At 39.6% G+C, this 24,376-nt stretch carries 24 protein-coding genes; 14 read left to right on the top strand and 10 right to left on the bottom strand.

The annotated features are described in order from the left end of the window. Positions 1–199: 199 nt before the first annotated feature. On the bottom strand, positions 200–1,144 hold the full coding sequence (gene gshB, locus HMPREF0013_RS19450) for a glutathione synthase (RefSeq protein ID WP_019767377.1): 945 nt from the start codon (positions 1,142–1,144) through the stop codon (positions 200–202). Between the two features lie 160 nt (positions 1,145–1,304). Between gshB and HMPREF0013_RS19445 the strand changes: the two genes are divergently transcribed. Together HMPREF0013_RS19445 and HMPREF0013_RS19440 are read left to right on the top strand one after the other, a co-directional pair. Further along, complete coding sequence (locus HMPREF0013_RS19445; protein WP_002122004.1) at positions 1,305–1,517, top strand: DUF1737 domain-containing protein; 213 nt, start codon at positions 1,305–1,307, stop codon at positions 1,515–1,517. A 230-nt stretch (positions 1,518–1,747) separates the two neighbouring features. Further along, on the top strand, positions 1,748–3,937 hold the full coding sequence (locus HMPREF0013_RS19440; RefSeq protein WP_005804416.1) for a TonB-dependent receptor: 2,190 nt from the start codon (positions 1,748–1,750) through the stop codon (positions 3,935–3,937). A 49-nt stretch (positions 3,938–3,986) separates the two neighbouring features. On the opposite strand, the gene pyrE is transcribed toward HMPREF0013_RS19440, so the two are convergent. Further along, positions 3,987–4,637: an orotate phosphoribosyltransferase gene (gene pyrE, locus HMPREF0013_RS19435; protein WP_000211305.1), complete on the bottom strand. Its 651-nt coding sequence runs from the start codon at positions 4,635–4,637 to the stop codon at positions 3,987–3,989. A 38-nt stretch (positions 4,638–4,675) separates the two neighbouring features. Between pyrE and HMPREF0013_RS19430 the strand changes: the two genes are divergently transcribed. Then, entirely contained in the window at positions 4,676–5,500 is an 825-nt protein-coding gene (locus HMPREF0013_RS19430) for an exodeoxyribonuclease III (protein WP_002122009.1), read from the top strand. Positions 5,501–5,952: 452 nt separating this feature from the next. Then, complete coding sequence (locus tag HMPREF0013_RS19425; RefSeq protein WP_002121996.1) at positions 5,953–6,303, top strand: arsenate reductase; 351 nt, start codon at positions 5,953–5,955, stop codon at positions 6,301–6,303. Between the two features lie 38 nt (positions 6,304–6,341). Here the strand turns inward: HMPREF0013_RS19425 and HMPREF0013_RS19420 are convergent, their stop codons facing one another. After that, on the bottom strand, positions 6,342–6,779 hold the full coding sequence (locus HMPREF0013_RS19420; protein WP_002121971.1) for a DUF2147 domain-containing protein: 438 nt from the start codon (positions 6,777–6,779) through the stop codon (positions 6,342–6,344). Between the two features lie 152 nt (positions 6,780–6,931). Between HMPREF0013_RS19420 and HMPREF0013_RS19415 the strand changes: the two genes are divergently transcribed. Further along, positions 6,932–7,843 (top strand): alpha/beta hydrolase, encoded by a 912-nt coding sequence (locus HMPREF0013_RS19415; protein WP_005804413.1) that lies wholly within the window; start codon positions 6,932–6,934, stop codon positions 7,841–7,843. Positions 7,844–8,017: 174 nt separating this feature from the next. After that, on the top strand, positions 8,018–9,211 hold the full coding sequence (locus HMPREF0013_RS19410) for a GGDEF domain-containing protein (protein ID WP_005804412.1): 1,194 nt from the start codon (positions 8,018–8,020) through the stop codon (positions 9,209–9,211). Here HMPREF0013_RS19410 and dsbD read toward each other — a convergent pair. From dsbD to HMPREF0013_RS19390, 4 genes are all read right to left on the bottom strand, one after another. Further along, positions 9,206–11,032 (bottom strand): protein-disulfide reductase DsbD, encoded by a 1,827-nt coding sequence (dsbD, locus tag HMPREF0013_RS19405; RefSeq protein WP_005804411.1) that lies wholly within the window; start codon positions 11,030–11,032, stop codon positions 9,206–9,208. The genes HMPREF0013_RS19410 and dsbD overlap by 6 nt on opposite strands. An 18-nt stretch (positions 11,033–11,050) precedes the next feature. Beyond that, complete coding sequence (locus HMPREF0013_RS19400; protein WP_014207941.1) at positions 11,051–11,818, bottom strand: transporter; 768 nt, start codon at positions 11,816–11,818, stop codon at positions 11,051–11,053. Between the two features lie 12 nt (positions 11,819–11,830). After that, complete coding sequence (locus tag HMPREF0013_RS19395; protein ID WP_005066773.1) at positions 11,831–12,376, bottom strand: ankyrin repeat domain-containing protein; 546 nt, start codon at positions 12,374–12,376, stop codon at positions 11,831–11,833. A 153-nt stretch (positions 12,377–12,529) separates the two neighbouring features. After that, positions 12,530–12,880 (bottom strand): HPF/RaiA family ribosome-associated protein, encoded by a 351-nt coding sequence (locus tag HMPREF0013_RS19390; protein ID WP_001019316.1) that lies wholly within the window; start codon positions 12,878–12,880, stop codon positions 12,530–12,532. Positions 12,881–13,132: 252 nt separating this feature from the next. Here HMPREF0013_RS19390 and puuE point away from each other — a divergent pair, with 252 nt between their 5' ends. The 5 genes from puuE (at position 13,133) to HMPREF0013_RS19365 (ending at position 17,260) form a co-directional block, all read left to right on the top strand. Continuing rightward, positions 13,133–14,098 (top strand): allantoinase PuuE, encoded by a 966-nt coding sequence (puuE, locus tag HMPREF0013_RS19385; protein WP_005804409.1) that lies wholly within the window; start codon positions 13,133–13,135, stop codon positions 14,096–14,098. 99 nt (positions 14,099–14,197) lie between these two features. Continuing rightward, positions 14,198–14,701, top strand: a complete 504-nt coding sequence (uraD, locus tag HMPREF0013_RS19380) for a 2-oxo-4-hydroxy-4-carboxy-5-ureidoimidazoline decarboxylase (protein ID WP_025464161.1) — start codon at positions 14,198–14,200, stop codon at positions 14,699–14,701. Then, a complete protein-coding gene (uraH, locus tag HMPREF0013_RS19375; RefSeq protein WP_005066767.1) occupies positions 14,698–15,021 on the top strand; it encodes a hydroxyisourate hydrolase in 324 nt (107 codons plus the stop codon). Before uraD ends, uraH begins: the two co-directional genes overlap by 4 nt. Before the next feature lie 24 nt (positions 15,022–15,045). Beyond that, a complete protein-coding gene (locus tag HMPREF0013_RS19370; RefSeq protein WP_005804407.1) occupies positions 15,046–16,413 on the top strand; it encodes a nucleobase:cation symporter-2 family protein in 1,368 nt (455 codons plus the stop codon). Between the two features lie 121 nt (positions 16,414–16,534). Beyond that, positions 16,535–17,260 carry an outer membrane protein OmpK gene (locus HMPREF0013_RS19365; RefSeq protein WP_005804406.1) on the top strand — a complete coding sequence of 242 codons (726 nt, stop codon included), beginning with the start codon at positions 16,535–16,537 and terminating at the stop codon, positions 17,258–17,260. A gap of 52 nt (positions 17,261–17,312) precedes the next feature. Here the strand turns inward: HMPREF0013_RS19365 and hpxO are convergent, their stop codons facing one another. Next, the gene (gene hpxO, locus HMPREF0013_RS19360) at positions 17,313–18,470 is read right to left on the bottom strand and encodes an FAD-dependent urate hydroxylase HpxO (protein WP_005804405.1); all 1,158 of its coding nucleotides are present in this window, start codon (positions 18,468–18,470) and stop codon (positions 17,313–17,315) included. 199 nt (positions 18,471–18,669) lie between these two features. Here hpxO and alc point away from each other — a divergent pair, with 199 nt between their 5' ends. Further along, complete coding sequence (gene alc, locus HMPREF0013_RS19355; RefSeq protein ID WP_005804404.1) at positions 18,670–19,680, top strand: allantoicase; 1,011 nt, start codon at positions 18,670–18,672, stop codon at positions 19,678–19,680. Next, the gene (locus HMPREF0013_RS19350; RefSeq protein WP_025464160.1) at positions 19,677–20,180 is read left to right on the top strand and encodes an ureidoglycolate lyase; all 504 of its coding nucleotides are present in this window, start codon (positions 19,677–19,679) and stop codon (positions 20,178–20,180) included. Before alc ends, HMPREF0013_RS19350 begins: the two co-directional genes overlap by 4 nt. A gap of 119 nt (positions 20,181–20,299) precedes the next feature. On the opposite strand, the gene parE is transcribed toward HMPREF0013_RS19350, so the two are convergent. Together parE and HMPREF0013_RS19340 are read right to left on the bottom strand one after the other, a co-directional pair. Then, positions 20,300–22,183, bottom strand: coding sequence for a DNA topoisomerase IV subunit B (gene parE, locus HMPREF0013_RS19345; RefSeq protein ID WP_005804402.1), 1,884 nt, complete (start codon positions 22,181–22,183; stop codon positions 20,300–20,302). A gap of 14 nt (positions 22,184–22,197) precedes the next feature. Beyond that, the gene (locus HMPREF0013_RS19340) at positions 22,198–22,779 is read right to left on the bottom strand and encodes a YqiA/YcfP family alpha/beta fold hydrolase (protein WP_005804401.1); all 582 of its coding nucleotides are present in this window, start codon (positions 22,777–22,779) and stop codon (positions 22,198–22,200) included. Positions 22,780–22,990: 211 nt separating this feature from the next. Here HMPREF0013_RS19340 and HMPREF0013_RS19335 point away from each other — a divergent pair, with 211 nt between their 5' ends. Continuing rightward, a complete protein-coding gene (locus HMPREF0013_RS19335) occupies positions 22,991–24,334 on the top strand; it encodes a hypothetical protein (protein WP_005804400.1) in 1,344 nt (447 codons plus the stop codon). Positions 24,335–24,376 lie beyond the last annotated feature (42 nt).

The following is a 24,376-nucleotide window of genomic DNA, read 5'->3' as shown; positions in this document are numbered from 1 at the left end:
ATCTATTTTTGTAGCCGTTTATTTTAATCCTAAAGCTTCATTAACGAAAAGCTAATTTCACTCGTTTATAACAGAAAGATGTGCTTTTTTGAAAATATGCCTACAAAGCTGTGGTGTATTTAGTATTGTTATTTTATTAATTCATATATTTTCAGGTGATTTCCAATAAATACCGCTGAAAATCACCTGAAATAAATAATTAAGCTGTACGGCCAGCTTCTAATACATCAAATAGATCATCGGCAATTGATGTACCAAATTGAGCATCAATTTCGCGGATGCAGGTTGGACTAGTGACATTAATTTCAGTGACATAATTACCAATCACATCTAAGCCTACAAAAACTAAACCTTTTTCGCGCAAGAAAGGGCCAATTTTAGCTGCGATCAACTTATCATTTTCAGTAAGCGGACGCGCTTGGCCTAGACCACCTGCCGCCAAGTTGCCACGCACCTCACCATTTTGTGGAATACGAGCTAGGCAGTAAGGAATAGGTTCGCCATTTACCATTAAAATACGCTTATCCCCTTCTACAATTTCAGGAATGTAACGCTGAGCCATAATTGGACGAGTACCTAGCTCTGTAAGCATTTCTAGGGTAGAACCAATATTTACACCATCTTGATATAAACGGAAAATTCCCATACCACCCATACCATCAAGTGGCTTAACAATCACATCGCCATGTTCTTTAATAAATTCACGAATTAAACTTTGTTGAGATGTCACAAGTGTAGGCACTTGTAGTTCTGGAAACTGCGTTGCAAAGAGTTTTTCATTACAATCACGCAGTGATTGAGGCTTGTTAATAATCCAGGAGCCTTCGCGTTCAGCTTGCTCAAGCACGTAAGTCGTGTAGACAAAATTCATGTCAAATGGCGGATCTTTACGCATGAGCACAACATCGTAAGCCGCGATTGATTCCTTTTTCTTTTCGCCTAACTCATAGTAATGGTTATAATCTTCGAACACCTTTAACGGTGAAATGAGGCCGTAAGCTTTGCCTTGATCGATATATAAATCTTGTTGTAATGCATAACCTAATTCATGTCCACGACGGCTCGCCGCCCACAACATTGCCATGGTTGAATCCTTTTTAAGGTTTACGGTTTCAATCGGATCCATGACGACAAGTACACGCATGCTCAAGCTCTTCTTAAAATTTAAATTAGCATGAGTATAACTGAGATTTTTCACTGGTTTTTCTTAATTTCAGTAAAACCTTATCGGTTATTTCTTTATCTTGAATTAAGGTAAATTCAGTTAAACTATGATCATAAAATATTATTTTTAAAGGCTAAACATGAAACTTTATCGCTATTTAACTGGCCCCGATGACTCTGCTTTTTGTGCGCGAGTAACTAAAGCTCTGAATCATGGTTGGGAGTTATATGAAGCACCCACTATGACCTTTAACGGCACGCATGTCATTGTGGGACAAGCAATTTGCAAAACAATTGATGAAAATTATGATCCAGAAATGGATATTTTAGATGTTCTCAAAAATAACGCGTAATTCCAGAAGGGTGCTTTTAATCGACGAAAAGTCCCCTTTAAAACCAAATTAACAAGAAAAACTAATGAGTCAACTCATACAATTCGTTTAATTTGCTAATTAACTTAGTAAAAATCAGTTATTAAAAAATAAATATGTCATTTTTTAAGGTAATAGTTCTTTTATTCTAAACAATTAAATGATTATAATTATCATTTATACTTTTATTTTTGTTAATTGATTTTATTTTTATGTTAAGAATTTCTATACCATCTCCCCAAATGAAGCGTCTTTTCCCGCTGAGCTTACTCAGTTTAATGATCTTGAATATTCAAGGTGCCTACGCAGAGGAACCGACTGATTCAGCCGCAAAAGTGGCAGCTACCATGCCCACCATAAAAATTGAGGCAATGAGTGAGCTCGACCCAATTAAAAGTTATATCGACTATGATAAAGCCAATGTCACACGTAATGGTTTAGACAAAAAAGATATTCCTCAAACCGTTGATACGATTGATGTTCAGAAATATAAAATTTATGGATCAAATGATTTAAGCGTTATGCTGCAAGGCACCCCTGGCGTATCAACCAGTTACGATATGCGCGGTGATGGGATCACGATTCGTGGTTTTGGTGCTGATACAGGTGATATTTACCGTGATGGCATACGTGAAAGCGGACAAGTACGTCGTAGTACAGCAAATATCGAACGTATTGAAATTTTAAAAGGTCCCGCTTCTGTTTTATATGGTCGTAGTGCTGGTGGCGGGGTTGTGAATATGGTGAGTAAGTTCGCCAATTTTGACTCTAAAAGTTCAGTTGGTGCATACGCAGGTTCTTACGACAACTACGGAACAACGGCTGACATTAACCAAGTCATTAATGACAATTTAGCAATACGTTTGACTGGAGAATATGGTGAGTCAGGCAGCTTCCGCTCCGGCATTGAAAATAAAATTGAAATGTTTTCACCAAGTTTCACTTATAAAAATGATGATGGAACTCTCACTTGGACTACACAATATACCTATGACAAATTAGGTCGTGTGCCTGATCGTGGTCCAGCATATGAAAACTTGCCTGCGGGAACCTCAATTAAAATGGGGTTTGCCCAAGACGGCGATTATGTGGATGATATTTTGCAAGTAGTCCGCACCGATGTGAATTATCAATATGCGCCTGATTGGAACTTTCACTGGGCAGCAAGTTACCGACAAGCAGAACAAAACTTTGATCACTTTTACTTTGGGACTTATTGTGGGTTAGATGGAAATGACCTAAAAGGTAAAGCATGCACCACTAAAAAAGGCTATATCAATCAAATTTACTACTGGCAACAAACCAGCAATAAGACCACCACCAATACATTTGATATTAAGGGCAAGTTCAAAACAGGCAAACTTGAACACCAAATTATGTTGGGTACAGACTGGACTTATGAACAACGAGAGCCACGCTTAGCAAATGAAGCTAAAAATGGTTCTATTTACGGCTACGTCAATCCGATCACAGGGGAACGAGAGTATAGTCGTGGCAGTGGCCCACTAGTGATGAAACAGCACAACTATAATGAAGGCACAACTTACGGCGTATTTATTCAAGATTTAATTGGTCTAAATGACCAACTTAAACTCATGATGGGTGTGCGCTACGATTACTTTGACTTTTCAACCACCAACAAGCTGACAAAAGAACACCGTAATGTAAAAGATAGCAGCTTTAGCCCAAATGTTGGTTTGGTATGGCAACCGCTTCCTGAACATAGCTTTTATACGTCTTACTCTAAAAGCTTTGCACCGTTTGGTGGACAAATGGGTGTTAACCAAGTTACTGGAAACACCGATGTCACAAAAATGGATAAAGAACCTCAATATAACGAGCAATATGAAGTGGGTGTAAAAAGTGAATGGTTAGATAATCGTTTAAATACTCAATTTTCTGTCTTTGATATTCGTAAAAATAATATCCGCTATAAACCAAATCCTAATGAACAACCAGATGTATGGGCAACTGCTGGTCAGCATCAATCCCGTGGTCTTGAATTTAGTTTTATTGGTCGTGTACTTGATAATGTCTTTGTCCGTGGTGGTTATGGTTACACAGATGCAAAAGTAAAAGAAGACAAACAAAAGCCTGAACAAGAAGGTAACTATTTAGCAAATACATCTAAGAACACGGGTAATTTATTTGTTCGTTATTTACCAACTGAACAGTGGTATACCGAGGTGGGCGTGACCTATGTCGGATCTTATTATCCAAATATTAATAATCAAGTAAAAATGGAAGGCTTTAACCGTGTCGATGCAGCGATTGGCTATAGTGCAGATCCGTGGAATGTTACGCTTGCAGTGAATAATTTAACCAATAAAGAGTACTGGCGTTCAGACAGTATGCCAGGCACACCACGTAATGTGTTATTGCGTTTAAATTATCAGTTTTAAGTAAAATATTAAAAAGGCATACCCTCTTTAGAAGTATGCCTTTTTCTTTTTAGATACCATATTTTTCACGATAAGCTTGCATGTTTGCTAGCGCTTCTTTTTCGCCTTTCGCCTCTAAATAATCCATTAAATCTTTCATGGTAATCAGTGCGTGCACAGGAATTTCTAATTCTTTTTGAACTTCTTGAATTGCAGAAAGCTCACCTTGACCGCGTTCTTGACGATCTAGCGCAACCAACACACCCGCAATAGTTGCGCCAGCGTTTTTCAAAATCGTTACAACTTCACGAATCGCTGTACCTGCGGTAATTACGTCATCAATAATCCAGACCTTTTTGCCTTCAACCGCTGCACCAACTAAAACACCGCCTTCACCATGATCTTTTGCTTCTTTACGGTTAAAGCCCCATGGCACGCTTTTGTTATGGACTTGCGACAAAGCAACAGCAGTCGCCGCTACAAACGGAATGCCTTTATAAGCTGGTCCAAAAATCACATCAACATTTTCACATTGTGTTAATTTATCAGCATAGCCTTGCGCTAAAAGAGATAAAGCTTCACCATCGTTGAGTAGGCCTGCATTAAAAAAATAAGGACTCACGCGTCCAGATTTTAAAGTAAACTCACCAAATTTAAGCACACCGCGTGATAATGCGAGTTCGATAAATGCTTGCGGGTGAAATGACACAGGCGTTGTCATGAGGTGCTCCAAATTCACAATTGAGGTTAAATTTTCGCATGATACCAAAGGATCAGTATCCAAGTGATGTAAAAATTCTTCGAGTCGTTTCCATTAACGTAAATGGCTTACGTTCTTCAGTAACGAAAGGCTTACTTGAATGGTTAGAACAATCAGATGCCGATGTCGTATGCATGCAGGAAAGCCGCATTACCCATGAACAATGGACTGAAAAATTTAGACCCGAAGGATGGCATACCCATCTCTTTCCAGCAGAGCGTGCAGGTTACGCGGGGACTGCGATATATAGCCGCCTACCCTTCGTCTCAGTTAAAGATGGTTTAGGGTTTGAGCTGGCTGACAGTCAAGGCCGCTTTATTTCCGCGGAATTCGATTTAGGTTTGTCACATCCGGTACATATTGCATCATTATACTTACCTTCGGGCTCAAGTGGTGAAGAAGCGCAAGCACGTAAAGATTTATTTTTAGGTGAATACGCAAAAATTCTGAAACAATGGCGTGATGAAAACAAGTCAGTCATCATTTGTGGTGACTACAACATTGTTCATAAACGTATTGATATCAAAAACTGGTCAGGTAACCAAAAATCATCGGGTTGCTTACCACATGAACGTGCATGGCTTGACCATATTTATGATGAACTGGGCTATGTCGATACTTTCCGTGTAGTTCGTACAGAAGCAGAACTTTATTCATGGTGGTCAAATCGCGGTCAAGCGCGTGCAAAAAATGTAGGGTGGCGTATTGACTACCATGCATGCTCGCCAGACTGGAAAGCACGTACAATTAATGCCTGGGTCTATAAGGATCAATGGTTTAGCGACCATGCACCTGTTATTATCGACTATAAAATTCAAGAATAAGTGAACACTCGTTCACTTACATTGTCGTTTTCGCTTACAGCATATGTCGTTTTTGAGTATTTTTCTTACACAGCTTTAACGGCATTATAGCCCCACGGCACAGGGAAGCAGTCAGGATGACGCAAAAGGATAGGACGCCGTAGGAAGATAAAATAAACTTATGATAAGTTTATTTGCAAGGATGTGACATTGGACGTTGAAATGAGACCCGCATGATCAGGATGATTAAATGCGGGTTTTCTCTTTTCTGTCTCTTATTTTGCGCTAAGTTCTTTTAGTTTTAACTTCTTCTTATTAAGCTCATTATTACCTTGTCTTATGACAATAACATGACATTTCTCTTTCGATTAATCATTAATTTTCATTTGTTTTAAAAGTATCGGTATAAAGTAGTGCTTAAAAGCATTTTGGGTTAGGCTGTGTGCTCTCTCTTTTTGACATGGTCCGATAAAATGTTAAAAATTTATGGAATTAAAAACTGTAACTCAATGAAAAAAGCATTTGATGCCTTACAGGCTAAAGGGCTTAACTATGATTTTCATGATTATAAAAAACAAGGCATTGATGCAGATACTTTAAAAATCTGGTTAAAAGAAATTGGAAAAGATACCGTTCTCAACAAAAAAGGAACGACTTGGCGCAAGCTTTCAGAAGAAGAACAAAATCGTGCTCTAAGCAGTGAAGATCACCTGATTGAAGCACTCATTGCTCAACCAAGTTTGATTAAAAGACCTGTTTTAAAAACTTCACAGGGTTTTATTGTGGGTTTTGATGAAACCGCCTATCAAAATATTCAAGCCTAAAAAAACGAGCCATTTGGCTCGTTTTTTTATTAAAACTTTTAGTTCGCGCGAATCCACGTTTGGTTACGACCAAGTGCAGAAACGCCAATATAACCACGTAATTTAAGCTTTTTGCCGCCATCGGTTAACTCACCTTTCAGTTTGTAAGTTTTACCTGATTTTGGGTCTAAAATCGTACCGTTTTCATAACTGTTACCACCTACATTTTTTAAATTATGTACAATGGTGACACCTTTAAGCGGTTTGTTTTTGTACGGACCTTCACATTTTGTACAAGCGTTTTCTTCACCCGGTGTCAAAATGTTCTGAATGGTTGCAGTTAAGGTTCCGTCCTTCTGTTCCGTAAATTTCACTACGGCTTTTGGCTTGTTGGTCTGATCATCAATCGTTTTCCATACCGTTCCATTGAGTGAATCAGCCGCATTGGCAAATGCAGCCATACCAATGAGTCCTAAAGCTAAAGCAATCTTTTTCATTTTTGTAATATCCTTGGGTCTTTCAAGATTTTCAGTATTCAGAAGTCGCAAAGATATTGCAATTTTTGAATGTGACTGTTTCGTGTAACCTTGTAATCTTGCAAAATAAAATTTACAAGAAAACAAGAAACTAGCATAAAAATGGATGCTATATGAATATATCAAATGTTTGGAAATATTATTTTACAGAAACTTTTCTTAAAACAACAATTCGTAAGCCAAGCCAGCTAAATTTGCCGGCTACTACCTTGCGCCCTGTGCTAGATCAGATGTGTCGCGCTTTCCCACGACAAAAAAATGTATCCGTGCGCCCGATTCGACTAGCAGGTATTAAAGGTGAAGAAATCAAACCGCAAGATTCTGCGACTCAACTGATTTTTCACATTCACGGCGGCGCTTTTTTCCTTGGTAGTGTCAAAACACATCATGCTTTTATGACTGATTTAGCTGCCCGTACTCAAATGCAGATTATTCATGTGGACTATCCACTTGCACCTGAACATCCCTATCCTGAGGCAACCGAAGCTTTATATGACATCTATCAGTCTTTGGTGGTACAAGGTATTCAGCCGAAAGATATTATTTTATCGGGTGATTCATGCGGGGCAAATTTAGCGTTAGCACTTTGCTTGCGTTTGAAAGAACAACCTGAACTCATGCCGAGTGGCCTGATCTTGTTGTCTCCATTTTTGGATTTAACACTCACGAGTGAGTCTCTTCGGTTTAACAAAAAGCACGACGCCTTATTATCTATTGAAGCCCTACAAACAGGTACTCAGTACTATATAGGCAATCATATCGCAGCTGATGACCCACGTGTTTCACCTATCTTCGATGACTTGCATGGCCTACCACCAACTTTGGTTCAAGTGGGTTCTAAAGAAATCTTATTAGACGATGCCAAGCGTTTTAGAGAAAAAGCTGAAGATGCTGGCGTTAAAGTTCAATTCAAACTTTATACGGGCATGTGGCATAACTTCCAGATGTTTAATGCATGGTTTGATGAAGCTAAACAAGCATTGGCAGATATTGCTGAATTTGCCCACGAACTCGATAAAACTTAATTTATTTATAAATGATGTGAATAGGCCTCAAAACTTTTCACATCATTTTCTTTATAAAAAGTCATCATATATAAATTGAAAATCATGTTATGTTTAAAATATAAATTATTGAAACAATCCAATTTTAGGATGGTCTAACAAAGAGGCATCTATATTTAGGAGCCCTTATTTATTATGAAAAATCGTTTAATCACTTATCCCGTAAATAGAATAAAACAGGTGATAATCGATTTCATCCACAATAATCACATCATCAACTGGACGCCATTACAAAAAAGCGCACTGATGCTCACACTTGCTTGCGCAATGAATTTCAGTTGGATTTTATGGAAAGGCTATATTTTAATTACACCAAGTGTCTGGCAATGGGCAAATTTACCTTTAGTTGAATCACAAATCTGGCTCAATTTATTTACCTTATTTTTATTAGTCCTTTTGATTATTCCATGTTACCGCTACAAAAATGATGAATGGGCTCAACGAATTATTCCTTTCATTAGCGTGCAGTTCTTTGCACTTATGCTATGTCATGATGGATATTTAATTGGCAGTATCAGCCCTGCCACTATGGTCGGTTATGTGGGTACGATTGGGGTGGGTCTGGTGTTATTTGACCGTAAAATTGTTTATAGCGCTCTTGTACCTGCCACAATTATTTTAACTGTATGTACATATTTAAGTATGACAGGTGCTTTAGCGTATGCACCTTTATTTAATTTTAGAGCCATGGATCATGCCCAAACCAATTCTTTCTGGTTAGGAAGTATGGCTTTTTTTATTATGCCTATTTTATTGGCCTGTTTTGTTTTATTTGAAATATTACTCACCCAATGGCGTCAGCGAGAAACTTATATTCAACGTTTAAGCCAAATCGATCCATTAACTAATGTATTAAATAGACGTAGTTTAAACATGCATTTGGAGTCCCTACACCAACAACAATTTGATTATGCTGTGGTACTTCTTGATATCGATCATTTTAAAAAAATTAATGATATATACGGCCACCATCAAGGTGATCAAGTCTTAATTGAAATTGCTCAATGTCTTTCTGAGAATTTACGTAGCGAGGACATTATTGGTCGATTTGGTGGAGAAGAATTTATTTTATTACTCCCTCACACCGATATTATTCAAGCAGAAAAAATTGCTGAGCGTTGTCGCCAAGCCTTGCAAGAATTACCTGTTTTTACCGCTCAAAATAATCCTATTCACATTAGTGCGAGTTTTGGAATAAGCAGTTCAGCTTTTGCAGAAGACCCTTATCTGGTTATTCGGCAGGCTGACCAAGCGCTTTATGCGGTAAAAGCTTCGGGACGTAATCAGGTACGTACATTTCATCAGACCGAAACTATTGATACTTTATGATTCTTTAAATTTTGCCAAACTCGCGAGTTGCTGCAAAAGCTCTTGCTGACTAAAAGCGCCCGTTAAACGTAAAGCACGAATCTCTTTTTGCTCTGGGCTTAAAAATAAATAGGTCGGTGGCCCTAAAATATTCCACTGCTTGAGTAGCGCTTCATGCGACTGGTCATAATGGCTCAAATCAAGCTTAATTAAATAATAAGGTGCAAGAGCAGATTGAACCTCTGGTGCTTTTAAAATACGGTGCTCAATCGGTTGGCAGGCAACACACCAATCTGCGTAGATATCAACCACAATAGCTCGGTCAGTAGGTGCTGCCACTAAAATTTTCTCAAAGTCCGCTGCTGTAGTTGCAATATGCCACTCGGCCATATGATTAGAACTTTGCAAAGTTCGATTTTGAATGTGTTGATATTGGTTATAGGCTACAAAAGGTGTAACGATTAATAATAAAATCGCGTAGAGCCATTGTAGTTGCCCTTTTTTCCAGAAAAACTGATAAACAGCATAGCCTATAAAAGCAAGGCCTAATACGAGGCTAAGCACTTGCATACCCAAATCTGGCAATAAAGGACGAATAAAGTAGAGGCTTAAACCCAACATCAGAAAAGCAAAAATCACTTTAATCTGATGCATCCAGTCGCCTGCTTTAGGCAAGAATTTTGCCCCTAAAATACTTGCAAGCAGTAGTGGAATTCCCATTCCAAAACCTAGGCAGAATAAAAGCAAAGCACCTTGCCATTGGTTTTGTGTTTGAGAAATAAATAATAAAGTTCCAGCGAGAGGTGCGGTCATACAAGGACCGACCAAGAGTGCAGAAACCACACCCATGACTCCTGCACCTACTAAAGTGCCGCCTTGTTGCATTGACTGAATACGGTCAAGTCGGTTTAACCATGTCTGAGGTAAACGAAGCTCAAACAAACCAAATAAGTTCAGAGCAAAAACAATAAACAGCAAACTAAAAGCAATTAAAGTTGCTGGCTGTTGTAACCAGCGTTGGAAATTTAAGCCTGCCGAAGAAGCAATTAAACCCAAGCCTGCATAAACTAATGCCATGCTACACACAAAAGTAAGCGCAATAGTCCAAGCCTTTAAACCTTTATGTTCGCGAATGATCAGTGAAGTTAAAATAGGAAGCATCGGTAAAGAACATGGCGTAAATGCGAGCAACATGCCTAAACCTAAAAATAATAAAACTCCATACCAAAGCGAGTGTTCAATTAACTTGGCTGACCAAATCTGATCTTGCGCAATTTGAGGTGTAGTTGTATCAGCTGCCGTCTCTGTACTCTGCTCTTTTTCTAAAGATTCTGAACCAGAGGAAGTGTCAGATTGTGTATTCGCTAAATCTAGTAATCGTTTTGGCGCTGTTCCTGCTTGGTTTTGCACACCCACCAAGCCATCTGCATCAGTTTGAAACTCAATGGTTTGAGGTGGATAACAAATACGGTCTTTGGCACAGCCCTGCCAAGTCACACTATAGTGCTCTGAAGGCTTAGTCTTAATTTGGAAATTAACTTGATGGTAGTAAACCTGACTTTGCCCATAATTTTCATCATATTGGGCAACCGCTTTAGGTAACTTTAAAGTTAAAGGTTGAGTACCTTGTTGTACGGAAAATTTATGCTGATAAAGATAGTAATTTGGCTGAATCTGCCAAGACAAACTCGCAGTATGCGGCTCAGAAGATTCAACCGAAAATGAAAAAGCTTGTTCGGGTGAGAGTAGCTTATCTTGCGCATAAACCAACTGGCTAAACACACAAACAGCAACTGCTAGAAAATAAAGAATTCCCTGATGAATAAGCTTTTTCATTAACATAAATTTAAATTGCTTCGATTAGAACAAGAATGCCACGCCTAAGCCACCGTTGTAGCTCTTGTCTTGACCCTCTAAATCAACCCCGATACTTGCATCGAGCTGAGTACGATCATTTACGGCGTAGACTAAACCTGTCCCTAAACCATATTCGTAGTCTTGGCTTTCAGCTTTACGGTAAATAAACTCAGAATAACCTGACAGCTTACCTGCGATTTTATAATCAATCGTTGGAATTGCAGTTACTGCCCAGTTACTATTTTGTACTTCGTAGCGCATGGTAATGGATGTGCCGACTAAGTCATTATATTTATAAGCGACTGCTGAACTTAGGCTATAAATATCGTCATGTGCAGTAAATTCATCATTTCCAGTGGCAATGATCGCTTCAGCTAACACAGCCATTGATAAGTTTTCATCATTTAGATCAATTGCTTTTTTCAAACCGATGCTGACATCACCAAAGCCTGACGTGTCATGTTTTTTACCAGCACGTTTAGTTTGAGTCCATGCTGGACCTTGCCAACCTAATTGTAATTCCAAGCCGTCGGCTAAACCGGTACGGAATAACATATCTTCATTTACAGTTACGGTCTTTTCTTTGACGCCATCAACCGTTGACTCTGTATAAGTTGCACTTGGCAAACCTTGTTCCCAAGCCAATTTACCAACCGGAGTAATCCCTGTTCCAAAGCCAGCACCTGGGCGATCAAAAGAGAACTCTGCAGCAAAAGTACTTCCTGCGGCAACAGTGGTCAAAGCAAAAGTTAAAATTTGAAATGTTCTCATTCTATTATCCAATCAAGTAGTTAGTTCTTTTGACATTTTTGCCCCATGTTGGCGCAATAATTCTAATGTTTCACGCTCTTCTTGAAGCGCTTCTGACCAATCTATTTCATCAAAGTCACAATCAAAGAACAACTGACTGATTGAAGATAAAATAGTGAGTCCCTCTTCATCGCGTGTGTTTGGATCAACTTTTTCATTTAATAAACGTTGAACGGCTGGCGCACATGCCGAGCTTGCCGCATCCCATAAAGGTCCATAAAACTCTTCTGCATCCCAAAGGTGTACATTCGCTTTGGCTTGAATCAAAGCTTCGAGAATATCGAGGTAAACTTGTAATGATTGTTGCTTTTCTTCTTTTGATAGTGGTGTACCCGCTTCATAAGCTTCTGATACATCTTCCCACCATTTAAAAATTCCATCACATATGATTGATACAGGTGGCCCTTGTTCCGGATCAATAAAGTTCGGATCAAGTCCTTCAGCAAGTAATTTTTGCACTTGCGCGAGTTCTAATTCTTCTATGGCTTTAATTAAAGCTTGCTGCTGGGTGGTTAACATGACCATCTCTCAAAAATATATTAGGACTATTATGCCTAATCTCGTCTGAAGATTTTAGAGGTTGATTGCATCGCATTGCAAACCTAATGTTGTGAATAGTTTTATTTTTATCAAATATAAAAAAAGCCCCGAAGGGCTTTTTAGCATTTTAAATTAAACTTCATCATCAATGAATTCTGGTTGACCACCTCTCGGGTGTTCTTTTTTCTCAAAAGTATGTTCAAGGCTACGTTTTAATTTTTCAATCGCGCCATGAATCGAGGCGTCAATATTTCCTGCTTTATGATGTACTGCAACTGGTTTCAAACCTGAAGGACGCGCTTCAATCATACAGTGGATATCTTTGTCACCACCTTTGTCCCCATTTTCATCACTAAAATGAACCGAAAAATGCGTAATACGTTCGCTATGACGTTGGAATTCTTGAGTAAGTTCTGCACGTACATAAGTAATTAAACGTTCGCTGTTATGGATGTTTTTATCTGTGCGGATTTCAATATTCATAAATACCATCCTCTCTTTCTTACTGTGGATCTTTTCTATGCAAAACTTTTTTATGTTGGCATGTTTTAAGCATGCATGAACTGACTTCAATTGTACATTTTGATGGTGTAATGGTTTGTTATCTCCTGACTTAAACGTACTGCTTTTAATTTATTTTGAAGATCTTCATACCTTCAATATCAGTCCATCTATAAAAATATGCAAGCTGATTTTTTAAATTTTTATGAAAAATTGAACAAAAGGAGAGCAATCGTGTCCAAATCTTATCTATCTGGAGCAGAGCTTATTGAGCAAATCCAGAAGTCTCCTTATTCACGTGATTTAATCGGATATCACGGACAACCACCACAAGTTAAATGGCCTAATAATGCCAAGGTTGCTGTGCAATTTGTGCTTAATTATGAAGAAGGTGGCGAAAAACATATAGAGCATGGCGATGAGGGCTCCGAACAGTTTTTATCAGAGATTATTGGCGCTGCAAGTTACCCAGCTAAACATATGTCGATGGACTCTATGTACGAATATGGTTCACGTGCTGGTTTTTGGCGCATTCATAGTGAATTCCAAAAGCGCAAACTTCCAATGACCATTTTTGGGGTTGCAATGGCACTTGCTCGCAACCCTTATATTGTAGAAGCGATTAAGCAAGCTGATTATGATGTGGTTTCTCATGGTTACCGCTGGCTTCACTATCAAGATACCGATATTGAAGTCGAAAAACAGCATATGGAGCAGGCTTTAACTGTCTTAGAAAACCTGTTTGAAAATAAAGTGATAGGTTGGTACACCGGACGTGACAGCCCCAATACACGTCAGTTACTCGCAGAGTTTCCACAAATACAATATGACTCAGATTATTATGGTGATGACCTGCCTTTTTGGACAACGCTTACCAATGCTGATGGCGCATCACGTCCTCATCTGATTATTCCTTACACTTTAGAATGTAACGACATGAAGTTCTGTTCACCAGGCGGATTTAATAGTTCAGAACAGTTTTTTCAATATTTGAAAGATAGTTTTGATGTGTTGTATGCAGAGGGAGAAACTGCACCAAAAATGATGTCGATTGGAATGCATTGCCGCATTTTAGGGCGTCCGGGCCGTTTTAAAGCACTACAGAAATTTCTCGACTATATTCAAATGCACGATCGGGTCTGGATATGTCGTCGTCAGGAAATTGCTGAACATTGGTATAAAAATCACATAACTAAATAATTGATTTTTAATTTTCAAAATTCTTAAGCGAACCAAAACTCGCTATTGGCACTGTTATTGCTAAAACTCTATATCAAGACAACGAGTTTAGGAATAACAGTGTTTTTAGCCGAGTTTAATCAAGCCCCACCAGAACAACTCAAGACTTTGTTAAAAAACTGTGTCCACATTCAAGCATGGGCCGAAAAAATCATCTCAAATCGTCCCTATTCAACAAAAGCATCTCTTTTGGAATATGCAGAACAGTTAAGTCAAATGTGGTCATGGCAAGAGATACTGGCAGCATTAGCAACCCATCCAAAAATTGGTGAACGCCAAGCTAAAAAACAACTCAATGCAAAAGAGCAAGATTTTTCAAATCAGGAACAAGCTGGCATTTCTTTAGATGAACAAACCCAACAAGCTCTGCTGCAAGGTAATCTTGATTATGAACAAAAGTTTGGCTTTATTTTTTTAATTAAAGCGGCAGGCCTCAGTAGCGATGAAATTTTAAAAAAGCTACATGAACGACTACAAAACGACTTAGCTATCGAAAAAACAATTGTACATGAGCAACTCGCAGCGATTGCTCTATTACGTCTATCTCAGGAAATACAAGCATGATCAGCACTCATATTTTAGATACGAATTTAGGTAAACCGGCTGCAGACGTAGAAGTGAAGTTGTTTCATGCAGCAACCCATGAGCTGATAGCGACAGCAACCACCAATCAAGATGGTCGAGTGAGTGATTTTGGAATAACAGACTTTGCAGAGGGTGCTTATCAACTTGAATTTGAAATTGCACCTTATTTTTCATCGCAGCAAGTCAAAACTTTTTTCCCGCGTGTTTGTATCCAGTTTTTCATAGAAGACATCAATCAGCATTATCACATTCCATTACTGATCAGTCCGTTTGCTTACTCCACTTATCGCGGTAGCTAACTCAATTATAAATAGGAGAAAAATATGAATCATCAGCAAAAAAATGTGATTTCTCCAGAGCATGAATATTTAGGAATGTCCAAAAGTTTTGCTTACGGCTTACAGCATGTGCTGACCATGTATGGTGGCATTGTAGCCCCGCCCTTGATTATTGGAACGGCAGCTAGCTTAAGCTCAGCACAAATCGGAATGTTAATTGCAGCAGCCCTATTTGTAGGTGGATTGGCAACTCTGATCCAAACCATCGGAACCAAATATTTAGGCGCAAAATTACCTCTCGTACAGGGTGTATCTTTTGCGGGTGTGGCCACCATGGTCGCGATTATCACCACAGGCGGTGGTTTACCTGCTGTCTACGGTGCGGTCATTGCAGCCTCTTTAATTGGGCTATGCCTTGCACCTTACTTTTCAAAAATTATTCGTTTTTTCCCACCTGTTGTGACGGGATGCGTTATCACGATTATTGGTCTATCTTTGTTACCCGTTGCGATTCGCTGGATGATGGGTGGCAACAACAAAGCGCCCGACTGGGGTAGCGTAGAAAATATCTCTTTGGCTCTGCTGACCTTAGGCATTGTGATCGTTCTAAATATGCTGCCGCAAGCAAGCATTCGCCGCTTATCAATTTTGTTGGCTATTGTGGTTGGTACCACCCTCGCCTACTTTATGGGTTTTGGTGATTTTAGTCAGGTGAGTTCAGGCGCATGGCTGCAATTTCCCCACCTATTTGCATTCGGTTTACCGACTTTCGAGCTAAGTGCAATTTTATCGATGCTAATCGTTACCTTAGTGATTATGACGGAAACCACAGCCGATATTATTGCTGTCGGAGACATTGTAGGAACTGAAGTCGATTCAAAACGTATCGCCAATGGTGTTCGTGCAGATATGTTCTCAAGTGCTTTTGCGCCTATCTTTGGTTCTTTCATGCAAAGCGCTTTTGCCCAAAATGTTGGACTGGTGGCGATTACAGGCATCAAAAGCCGCTTTGTAGTCGCAGCAGGTGGTGTCATTCTCATTATTTTAGGTTTACTACCTATTATGGGTCGTTTGATTGCAGCGATTCCAATGCCCGTACTTGGTGGTGCAGGTTTGGTCTTGTTTGGGTCGGTTGCAGCAAGTGGAATTCGTACTTTGGCAAAGATAGATTATAACGATCAGAAAAATTTGATTATTGTCGCAACCGCTTTATCAGCTGGGATGATCCCAATTATTAACCATGAGTTTTATGCTCATTTCCCAGTTTGGGTACAAACTTTGTTCCATTCGGGCATTAGTTCAACTTGTATCTTTGCTATCTTATTGAATTTATTATTTAATCATTTACCTTCATTTCGTAGCTCGCGCACCCCACATTTAAGCCAAACAATAAACACAAGAAATACTCATTAAAGATTTAGTTTTTAGCGCCCCACTTCGGTGGGCTTTTTTTTAACCGTTGATCAAATTTGGCTTCATTTTTGCTTAAGACCCTGTATCCTTAGCGTGCTTTATTTGGGGGGAGATCATTTAAATGCAATTAAAGCAACTTGCGGCGACTTGTGCCTTGTTATCTGCAACTGCCATGGTTCAGGCGAAACCAATCTGGCAAGATTTTAGTGTGACTGGACTTTATGGTGAAAACTATGAAGTTGTAGATGACAAAGAAACCACGATTACTTTGGAATATGCAGCAAAAGTTAAATACGCTGATGTGTTTTTCTTTATGGACCGCATGCGTGGTGAAAATGACCACAAGAGTACTTACTTTGAGTTATCACCACGTCTAAGTTTAGGCGAAGTGTCTGGTAAAAAACTGTCGTATGGCCCAATCAAAGATGTACTCATTAGTACTACTTGGGAAGGTAACAGTGAAGACGGCAACAACTTCGACAACTTCCTTTATGGTTTTGCAGTTGATTTAGATATCCCATATTTCCAATATGCAAATTTAAACTTCTACCGTGCAAATAATGAGAACACTGACGACGATTATCAAATGACATTCGTTTATGGTATTCCATTAAAATTAGGATCTGAAGATTTCTTGGTAGATGGTTTCCTTGACTGGTCAACTGCTGAAGGCGACCATGCGAGCGAGTTGAACTGGACAACTCAGTGGAAATGGAATGTAGGTAAACACATTTCTCCTGATACACGCCTATACCTAGGTATCGAGCACTCAGTGTGGAATAATAAATTTGGCCTTCAAGGTCGAGACGAAAATAACGTTAGTGCATTGGTTAAATACCACTTCTAAAATCCAAATTTAGAAGATAAACAGCAAGGAAAATTCCTTGCTGTTTTTGTTTTTAATCAAGTGGATTACCCACAATATTACTAATAATCCCCTGCATAATATGTCCACCTTGTTCACGGCGTAATTCTTCATACCATGCTTGTGTAACAGCTTCATCTTTCATATGTGTCACATCACAACGTTTGCGTGCGCGAAGCACCAACTCATTGGCACGTTCATTGCGCTTGTTTTGATAACGTCGCAAAGCATCTTCTAGCCCCAAAGTATTAATTTGCAGAGAACGCGCTAAATAAATCGCGTCTTCCATGGCTTGGCAACCGCCTTGCCCAATATCAGGTGTCGTGCTGTGTGCAGCATCACCCAAAATCACCACGCGACCTTTATAAAATTGAGTGAACGGTTCAATATCATGTATTTCTACCCGATTGGTCTTTTGCGGGTCTAAGCGTTCAATAAGCTGCTGTACGGGTTGGCACCAATCAACAAAATATTGTTTTAAAAGTTTTTTATATTCATCTCGATTATTATCTAATCCTGCTGGTAAAGGCACATCTAAAAAGAAATAGAACTTTCCATCTGCAACTGGCATTAAAGAAGCACGCTTGCCTTCGCCCACATAAGTCGTCCATTGCTGGGCCGGAGCCAAATCTTCAGAGATCTCAACCAAGCCATTCCAGTTCACATAACCCGCATAACGGCGCTGTACTTGCTGACCTAACACATAGGTACGGGTTAGTGAGTGAGTACCATCCGCCCCAATCAATAAGTCAGCCTGCGTTGAACTACCATCTGCAAAATGCACCTCGACAGAATCGGTCTTGTCTTCAAGGCTCACCATTTTTTTGCCTAGATAAATTTGGTCTCGTCCAAACTCATCCATCAGCATATTTTGTAAATCGGCACGTGCAACTGGATAAGGTCTTTGGCCTACTTCTTCAATTAATGGTAGTAAACTGAATTGTGTCATCACATCTCCAGTTAAACCGTCCACATAGGCCAAATCATCCATTTGTCCACCAAGTTTGGCGATTTTGTCAGTTAATCCCAGATAGTTCAGACATTTCACACCATTCGACCACAGCGAAATTGCCGCGCCGACAGGAAGAATTTTTTCAGTTTGCTCAAAAATTCGAACTTGGTGACCAAATTTCTTTAATGCAATGCCTGTGGTTAGACCTCCCATTCCTGCACCAATAATCACCACATTCATAACACTCTCCTATAGATATTCACCTATAGGGTGCTTATGCTAAAAACATGCCATCGTTCAAAATTTATTTAGCTTTTCCACAAAACTGGCATGCACCATGCTTATATATTTATGTATAAAACTCGACTTGGCACGCTCCGTGTTAGCGCAGTTTTAAATGAAAAATCATGTTTTTAACAAGAAATACGGATACTCCACTATGGCAACATTGCACGCTCCAGCTTTTGAACTTCCTGAGATTTTGAATACTAAAACCAATTTGGCAGATGCCCGAATTGGTGCACAAGTCATTGAGTATTCAGATGATTTCTTTGCTGAAGCAAAACGTATGCTGCAATTTGATGCACCTATTTTTGTTGAAGATAAATTTGATGACAACGGCAAATGGATGGACGGATGGGAAACGCGTCGTAAACGTCACGCAGGCTATGATTGGTGTATCGTGAAGCTTGGTGTAAGCGGAAAAATCACTGCTCTTGATATTGATACCAGCTTTTTTACAGGAAATTATCCTGCATCTGCATCATTAGAAGCATGTTATGCACCAAATGGGGACCTGACAGGGGCAAAATGGGAGAATGTTTTAGAAAATACTGAACTAGGCCCGAGCCAGCATCATATTTTTATGGTCAATAATGATGCACTTTTCACTCATATACGCCTTAATATTTTCCCAGATGGTGGTATTGCCCGTTTACGTGTCTATGGCGATGTTCATATTCAGGTAACTGATAGCGAACAAACTCTCGATTTATTGGCTCTCGAAAATGGTGGCCGTGTAGTTGCCTATAGTGATGCTCATTTTGGACACCCGCGTAATTTGATTAACCCAGGTCGCGGAGTCAATATGGGCGATGGATGGGAAACCAAACGCCGCCGTGCACCGGGTTATGACTGGTGTATTCTTGCGTTGGGTAAAAGCGGAAAAATTGAAAAGCTTGAAATTGATACAGCTCATTTTAAAGGGAACTTCCCTGCCCAAGTATCTATTCAGGCGGTTTACCTTGAAAACGCAACCGATGCACAATTAATTCCTCAAAGTATGTTCTGGTCTTACTTACTAGAAGCCCAACCGATGCAAATGGATCATATTCATGAATATGTGAATGAGATTTTACAGCATGAAAAAATCTCTCATATTCGTATTAACATGATTCCAGATGGTGGTATTAGTCGTGTTCGTTTATGGGGAAAAATTGCCAAGTCATGATCATGAAGAATGTTCAAATTCAGCCCTTAACAATTGAAAACTTTCAGCCCTTCGGAGAGGTCATCTGTTGCGACGGACATGACTTTTTTCATATTAACGATGCCCACACTGAGCGCTACCATGCGCTCGTTGAAACTGAAGTTGAAGGTGAAGCAAAGGCAGGAATTAGTATTTTCCGTAATATTAAGGCCAGCGTGCTGCCTCTGGAAATTTCAATGCTAGAGCGTCACCCCAAAGGCTCTCAGGCATTTATTCCACTACAGCAACAAAAGTTTTTAATTATTGTGGCACCCGCTTTGGACGAAAATACTCCTGATATTTCAAAGTTATGTGCTTTTATTTCAAATGGAAAGCAAAGTATTAATTATCGGGCGGGCACATGGCATCATCCTTTGCTTACCTTCGAAGCACCAAGTGATTTTGCAGTGGTAGATCGAATTGGATGCGGAGCAAATTGCGATGTTTTTCAATTTCCACAGGTTATAAAAATTACGACCTAAATTAAAATATACAGATCTGTCTATTTTAATTTAATGGTAGAAATCGTTGTGGTGATTTCCAACAATTTAGATTTACATAAAAAAATCCCGCCAATTGAGCGGGGATTTTTTACGCCTTTTTAGACAGTGATATCAGCTAAGTTACCTTTCTGCTCAAGCCACTGCTTACGATCTGCCGAACGTTTTTTTGCAAGTAACTTGTCGAGTAAACCTGCCGTTAGATGCACATCATCTAGATCGAGCTGAACTAAACGACGCGTGTTCGGATCCATCGTGGTTTCACGTAGTTGAATCGCGTTCATCTCACCCAATCCCTTGAATCGGGTAATTTGCGGATTACGATTACCTTTAATATTTTTCAAAATAGTTTCAAGTTCATCATCATCAAGCGCGTAATGAACATCTTTACCAATGTCGATACGGAACAATGGTGGCATTGCCACATACAAATGTCCTTCTTCAACCAATGCTGGGAAGTGTTTAACGAATAAAGCACAAAGCAAAGTCGCAATGTGTAAACCGTCCGAGTCAGCATCGGCCAAAATACAGATTTTACCGTAACGGAGTTCAGATAAATCATCACTGCCCGGATCTACACCAATCGCAATCGCAATGTCGTGGACCTCTTGAGAAGCCAATACTTCATCTGAAGAAACTTCCCACGTATTTAAGATTTTTCCACGAATCGGCATGATCGCCTGAAAGTTTTTATCGCGCGCTTGCTTGGCACTACCGCCAGCAGAGTCGCCCTCGACAATAAATAACTCACTGTCTTCACGTGTTTGACCAACACAATCTGCCAATTTACCCGGCAATGCAGGGCCGGAAACAATTTTTTTACGCTCGACTTTCTTTGCTGCTTTTAAACGGCGACCTGCTTTAGAAATTGCCATTTCTGCCAGCTGCATGGCAATTTCAGCATGTTGGTTGAGCCAGAGTGCGAAAGCATCTTTAGCAATATTTAAAACAATATTTGATGCTTCTCGACTCGAAAGACGCTCTTTGGTTTGACCTGAAAACTGCGGTTCTTGGAACTTGAGCGACAATATATAGTTCACGCCATCCCAAACATCTTCTGCCGAAAGTTTGAGGTTTCGTGGTAGCAAATTACGTAACTCACAGAACTCGCGCAATGCCTCGGTAACACCTGAACGTAAACCGTTCACATGAGTACCGCCTTGTGCAGTTGGAATTAAGTTGACGTAACTTTCTTGAACCTGTTCACCGCCTTCCACATTCCAACAAATCGCAAATTCACATGCCGCACGGTCTGCCTGACCGCTGCTTACAAATGCAGGGTTTGGCAAAATTTCGCGGTCTTGCAATTCATCCATCAAATAATCGACGAGGCCATTTTCAAATTGCCATTCGATTTTTTCATCATTAATTTGATCGATATAAGTAATTTTTAAACCAGCCGCTAAAACAGCTTTGGCTTTTAAATTGTGTTTGAGTGCTTTTAACGCAAATTTTGGACTATCAAAATATTTAGCTTCTGGCCAAAAATGTACCGTTGTACCTGTCGCACGTTTCGGTGCTTTACCTTCTAAGACCGCTAAAGGAGCAACGGGTTCCCCTTGCTCAAAGGCCATCTGGTATAAATTACCCTGACGTTGTACTTCGACTTCAACACGTGTTGATAAAGCATTTACAACCGAAATCCCCACACCATGTAAACCACCTGAAAATTGGTAGTTATCGGTACTGAATTTACCACCAGCATGGAGCTTGGTCAGAATGATTTCGATACCACTTTGGCCATATTCAGGATGAATATCGACCGGCATACCGCGGCCATTATCTTCAACCGACAACGAACCATCTTTATAAACTGTGACACAGATTTTGTCGGCATGACCAGCTAATGCTTCATCGACAGCATTATCAATAACTTCTTGGGCTAAATGGTTAGGTCGAGTCGTATCGGTATACATCCCCGGACGACGGCGTACAGGGTCTAAACCAGAAAGAACTTCAAGCGATTGAGCCGTATATTGTGTCACGTTGTACGTTTTCCTTATTTGATGGTGTGCGCAAAGAATTCGATCACTAACGGTAATTTTTCTTCAAAATCTTCCATAGCATGATTGCCATGAGCATCCGTCAAAATCAATGAGGATGGCGTTGCAGCACTATAATAGCGTTGTGCTTGACGATAATCCAAAATTTCGTCGCCTTGTTGTAATAAGACGAGTATTTTGTCGGCATTTTCAGGTTGATTCAGTTCCAGTTGTTGTAACTGCCGTAACTGAATATGGTCAATTGACCATTGATCATTCACCACATAGGGCATACTTTCAACTTGAAATAACTCATCAAACAGCTTCCATGGTTGCATAGCAGGGTTAATCAGTACAGCTGGAACATTATATTTCGCGACAAAATATGTCGCAAAAAACCCGCCAAGGCTACTACCGACTAAGGCTACATCTTGTAAAGACTCTATCAGCTCTGAAACTTGCTCAACCACTAGATCAGGAGATCTATTTAAGTCTGGCAAATGCACATTTATGCCCAATTCGCTACAATACTGCTTAAGGCTCAGCCCTTTAATTGAAAGAGAGCTACTATTAAAGCCATGGAGGTAGATAATATTCATATATTTTCCCTCTAAATTGAGAATAAACTCACATTTTTGTTCTCAGTTTGTATATAAAAACACTATTGTCAGACAAGAAAAACCACTCAACTAACCATTCATCAGTATTTTAAAAACATGTGTTATTTAAACTACTAAGATGGAAACGTTAGCTGCCGTTGATAAAAAGTACAGCTTAAAACGTCGGTTATAACGTATATGGGGAAAAGATATGCCGAGCTTAACACCACTACATGAAACTTATTGTAAATGGGATCGTACGCCACCTAGTCAGGCAGACGTATTAGAAGGTTTAGCTCAACTGTTCAGTACCAGCTTAAATGGTGTACATGAATTAATTCAAGTTATTAATATTGAAGTATTAAAAAATGCTTTTGGTGTGAGTACACAAAATGCTAAAAACTTTCAAAAACGACCATTTGTACAAAAGGCATATCAGTTTTCTTATGGCGCTTTACAAAAATACGGTAGTTGTTTTTTAGCGCCAAGCTTACGTCATATTATTGAAAAATATCCCACACTTCACGAAAAACCGCTCACCCCAAGCCTTCATTTTTTAGTCGGCATTTTGAATGGGATTTTTGGAGATTATCTACTTAAACAGCATAGTCCCCTCGCCTTACCTATGGTGCTATACGATCACTACGGTGCAATACAGCAAGGGGAACTTGCAGGCCGCATAGTGATTTTAGCTCATGGTTTGTGTATGAATCATCTGACTTGGTCAAATGCACACTATGGCGGCATTGGTGAGCGCCTGTTAGCGCAGCGTGACCATAACACCATGTTGTATTTAAATTACAATACAGGCCGACGCATTTCAGCCAATGGGCGCAGTTTTTCAAACTTATTAGAAGATTTGGTACAACGTAATCCAAGGATTACCAGTATTGATATCATTGGCCATAGTATGGGCGGACTAGTATCTCGTAGTGCTTTATTTTATGGCAAACAAAATATGTATCAATGGATTCATATGGTCGAGAACCTTGTCTGTATTGGTTCCCCACACCATGGTGCAGTACTTGAGCGCTTTGGCTTTGCTATACAAGATAAACTTGGGGCATTCCCTTTTGTGGGTTTACTCGGTCAACTGGTTAATATTCGTAGTAATGGTATTTTAGACCTACGCCACGGTAGCGTTCGTGATGATGATTGGGAACATATGGATGCCCGTATTGGTATGATGGATGATAACCGCGCCCCTGCTCCGTTACCTTCCCATATCAACACCTTTTTAGTGGCAGGGACCTTAGAATTTGAAAAGGTCCGCAATAAAGCGTTGACCGTAATTGGCGACTACTTAGTGAGTGTAAAAAGCGCGCTAGGCGAACACCCTAATCCACGTTTTCAGCTTAAAGTTCCAGACTCACATAAAGCCGTGTTTTATGGTTTAAATCATTTTGAAATTCAGTATCACTCGAGTGTTGCCGAACAGATCACTCGCTGGTTATATCCTCATGCTAATGATTACGTTCAAGAGGGTATTCAAACCCATATTATTGATATGCCGAACTATAAGCTCGAAGATTTAGAAGGAATTGTAGAGACGTAAAAAAAGCCAACTTATGTTGGGCTTTTTTATAGAATCTAAAAT

Source organism: Acinetobacter sp. SH024 (assembly GCF_000163635.1).
Taxonomy (GTDB): domain Bacteria; phylum Pseudomonadota; class Gammaproteobacteria; order Pseudomonadales; family Moraxellaceae; genus Acinetobacter; species Acinetobacter pittii.
This window is presented reverse-complemented; position numbering and strand designations above follow the sequence as displayed.